This is a genomic window from Nocardia sp. NPDC005366, assembly GCF_040606855.1.
In the GTDB taxonomy this organism is placed as follows: Bacteria; Actinomycetota; Actinomycetes; order Mycobacteriales; family Mycobacteriaceae; genus Nocardia.
In genome coordinates, this window is record NZ_JBEXFQ010000088.1 from 1 (window position 1) to 3,822 (window position 3,822).

General features: G+C 56.6%; 3 protein-coding genes. 1 reads left to right on the plus strand and 2 read right to left on the minus strand.

The window, feature by feature from the left end; genetic code table 11:
- Positions 1-607 precede the first annotated feature (607 nt).
- Positions 608-1,150, plus strand: a complete 543-nt coding sequence (locus ABZS43_RS36465) for a hypothetical protein (RefSeq protein ID WP_355040574.1) — start codon at positions 608-610, stop codon at positions 1,148-1,150.
- Positions 1,151-1,154: 4 nt separating this feature from the next.
- On the opposite strand, the gene ABZS43_RS36470 is transcribed toward ABZS43_RS36465, so the two are convergent.
- Both ABZS43_RS36470 and ABZS43_RS36475 read right to left on the minus strand, forming a co-directional pair.
- On the minus strand, positions 1,155-3,014 hold the full coding sequence (locus ABZS43_RS36470) for a hypothetical protein (protein WP_355040575.1): 1,860 nt from the start codon (positions 3,012-3,014) through the stop codon (positions 1,155-1,157).
- A gap of 27 nt (positions 3,015-3,041) precedes the next feature.
- Positions 3,042-3,242 (minus strand): hypothetical protein, encoded by a 201-nt coding sequence (locus ABZS43_RS36475; protein ID WP_355040576.1) that lies wholly within the window; start codon positions 3,240-3,242, stop codon positions 3,042-3,044.
- Positions 3,243-3,822 lie beyond the last annotated feature (580 nt).

Here is a 3,822-nt window from a genome sequence, read left to right on the forward strand (position 1 = left end):
CTGGGCAGACCAGCGGCTACCACTCACCCCAAACACGCTGGTCGGCGCGCCTGCGGCGCGCAGACCAGCGTGAATCCCACATCGGTGGATCGAGGTTTAGTCAGGTGATAGCCGCGTTCGGCGGGCGCCGACTTCTCTGGGGCGTTGGGCAAGCCGGTGTATACAAAATTGCGTTCAGAAGCGCAAAACGAGGATGTCTGAAAGAGGATTTCACGCTGTTACGCTCGACTTGCCTGACGCCCTGGGCGGATCCAGGGGCTGGCAGCCATCGGGACACTGAACTGCCTGCGTCCGAACCAAATTCATCCGATCATCCCAGCGTATGATCGATGGGCAGCCCTGTATGCCCTCGATGCCCATGCGTAGACTCCTATCATGCCGAGGCGCATCCGCCCGGCGTAGTGACTAGGCAGGAGATTGTGGTTATGACGCTTGAGCCGGCAGATAAAACCGCGATCGTTCCGGACGTTGCCTCCGGGACAGCGGACCCGGTGTCGGAGCTTGACTCGGAGAGTTTGCCTTTGCCGGAACCACCGGTAGAGACGTGGTCGCGCAGCGCTGAATCGCATCTGGACCGCCAGATGTGGGGAAAGGCTGGCTACATCTCATGACCGAGTCGCCCGCTTCGATAACCAGGCTCAAGCAACCGGGCGACGTACGAATCGTCGATAAGGACGATCTTGCCGCCATGTCAGACTATCTCGACAAAGAGATTTCGATAGCTTGGCAGCGGAAGGTATCCTTCGAATCACGGGCATTTCCGATTGTGACGATGGATGTCGGCCTTGTGACGCTTTACCTGACGCTGGTGAAGTCACTCGACCTCAAGCTCGTAACGACGGGCTTTTGGCCCACAAGCATCGCCCTCCTTATCGTTCTTGCTGCTGCCCTGTCGATTCTCGCAGCGGCACTGGTGGCCCTTCCCTCCCGATATCCCGGTTACAGCGCCGGAGGGTTCGCTGAGTTGTATCAGGAGATACTTGATGAGAAACAGGTGGCGCACGAACAGCGTATCGTGGAAAGCAAGATCGGGAGCTATGAGATTGCATGCCAGTCAAATCATCGCAAGGCACGAATGGTATTTGTAGCCTTCTTTCTCATGGCTTTACTTGCCTGCTTGTTGATTATTTCGATCCTTGTTGCGCTCTAGGGCGTCACTCGTTACTAACGCTCATCGCCGACTTCCAATGGCGTCTGGTGTACTCTCGGTTGTTACTATGGCGATTCCATCTGCCGGTATAGTAAGGATCCGCATGAGCGGGAAACCATTTCTGCACCAAGTCCGCGCTATAATATTCGTTATATTGTGAGCTGCATACAGCCTGGCCGGGGATGTGAACCACCAAAGGTAGCTGCCCTGCCGTCCCGAGCCGACCTTCGACCGTGACTATTGTCGAGTCGAATACAATTGTGGCCAGGACACTCCGGCCGCGGTCGTTGCGGAGTTTCCGGTCAATCGCCTCGCTGACCCACACATATTTAGGAAGCTGTGTGTACCCCACGGCCCGAGCGAGCATCCTGTCGTTGCCAAGCCGTCGCGCAATGCTTTCTTTGAACTCGGTGCCGGTGGTGATGTAGCTGCGAATCGCTAGTTCGCCTACACGCATTCCTGACACCTGCTCGACGAAATCCTGGAGCCGCTCGCGATAGACGTCGGCGTCTTTGCTTCGCAACAGATCAGGCTGAGAGTTCAGTGCATTCATCCGATCTTCCGCGACGGCTTTCAGCCACTGGGCTGCGGCTTCCTCTGCCGCGGACCCAGGCAGCCAGACGGAACGAGGAAGTGGGACAACAATCGACGTCTGCAGACTCTTGTTGTGATCCATGAAGTCCTGGACGAGCTCATCCAGCATGACGATCTGGTATGGGCCTTTTTGGTCGTCGCAGACGATGAGTGCGACAACCTCCGAGCCGTTGTCGTCTGCTGCCTCGCGGTGTTGAGTACTTGAATCTGTGACAGATCGGGATGCCGCGAGATCGCTCTGACGAAGGTAGCCCACTGCGACTTGTGCGTGGGCTACGTCTCCGCGGGCAGCTGGCGCCCTAAGCAAGATGACCGGCAGCGCAGAGTTAAGATACCGACACACACTGGCACCGAGGTTCTCCCTGATCCATAGGCTCCTATGCTGCTCGAAGAGCGCCGTGTCCTCAGGAGTAACTCGGCGCTGATCTCGTATCTTCTGCTCTTCGATGCTGAAGCTCCGGCGGTTGGCCCAGTTCAGGTTGACCTGCTTGCTCAAGGAGTCGGCATCAATGATCTCTGGAGGCAGATCAACCGCGCGGAGCGTCGCTGCCAACAAGGTTCTATTTAGTCCCTGCGAAGGGTAGACCCGGCCGAAGGCCGCCGTCTTATCGCTGATTCCGTGGAACTGCGCTGTAGCGCGGCGGGGTACCGCGCCGCGAAGTACTGCGGTGTAGTGGCAGACCCACGCTGTGACATGCGCGCATGTGAACAGATGGCCATCCTGCTCCATGAAAGGGACTCCCACAACCTGCCGGGCTACCCCGAAGACTTGTATGTCTTCACCGACTGCAGTTCGCACTTTATCCGCGAGTGTCCTATCGCCGGCCAACTCGGGGACCGTGAGATCGGCTGAGACCATCGATCGGCCTATTCGGCCAGGGAACTGTGGCCTAAGTACTGAGTAGCCGAAGTATTCGGTGGATTGCTTGGCAACAAAGTCGCGGAGATGCACTCCTCTACGTCTCGGAATACTTCCACGAAAAAAGTGAATCCGGGCGGTATCTGAGGAGCGTGAGCCAAATCTGACTTCGTGCACTTTGCTGAATTCACTTCTGAAGTCCAGATCGAAGTATTCTTTTTCGACAACGACCACGTTCGCTTTTGAGCAGAAAACTTGGAGCAATGAACGCGCCGGTTGATCGTCTTTTGGTCGATCTGTGTCGCGGCGCAGCTTCAGGAGATCGAGAAGGTGGTCAATCGGATCGTCCTGGCAAAGCCTGTAAATTTCCCCGAATGCGCGCTCCGTGCGCTGCGTATGTTCCTCACACAAATACGTCCACCCCTGCAGGAAGCTAAATTACTCGTACCACTCGGCGTCATTTTCGGCGGCGGTCGACATGGGGCGAGTCAGGGGCGAATCGCGACGAATCTCGTCCGACTGCCGGTACGCCTCGGAAACCCTGTCTAAAACGGATTGACCGAACTGCTTGACCGCACGTTCCTCGCGGTTGGCCGCGAGCTCCATTGGCGTCATCGGCCGATAGTCGGTGTAAAACATATCCCCATATTTTGGCAACCGGCCGTCTGGACCAAGCATTGGTGCAGCCTCATGACTTTCGTGTGACGCATCGGTGGTACTGCGGTCTTCTGGCGAGCGGTAGGATCGGCAGCTGGTCATGCGATCACCCCCGATGTCGGCGCTATAGAAGCATTCCAATCATACCCCCACGTTGTCAATACATTGCTCATAAATAGCCCGGCGATGTATGGTCTTCTACTGGCGGTAAGTATTGCTCGCAACATGACATATCCCTCTCTATGCTCATGAGTATAGGTCATCGAACATTTTGATACAAGATCAAAATAGTCTCTGAGCTGGGGTTTTCGGTCACGGCACCTGGGATCCGGCTTTGTCGAAGCCGCTCTCTGCTCTATTCGTTACCCGTCATACCGTGGATGGCTCATCGACATGACTCGTTCACTTGCCGCCCGCAAGTGCCTAACATCCCGACGGGTCCCCTTGGTTGACACACGCGGATGCGACTAGGTTCTGTCTCCCAATGACCTGAGCCACTCCACGATCAGGGCCAGGACGACTCCGGCGCGGTAGGTGATGGCCAACTTGTCATACCGTGTGG

What these genes read in the sequence shown, in the direction of transcription:
- ABZS43_RS36465 (WP_355040574.1), top strand. Translation starts at nt 608, where the DNA reads ATGACCGAGTCGCCCGCTTCGATAACCAGGCTCAAGCAACCGGGCGAC.
- ABZS43_RS36475 (WP_355040576.1), bottom strand. Translation starts at nt 3,242, where the DNA reads ATGTTTTACACCGACTATCGGCCGATGACGCCAATGGAGCTCGCGGCC.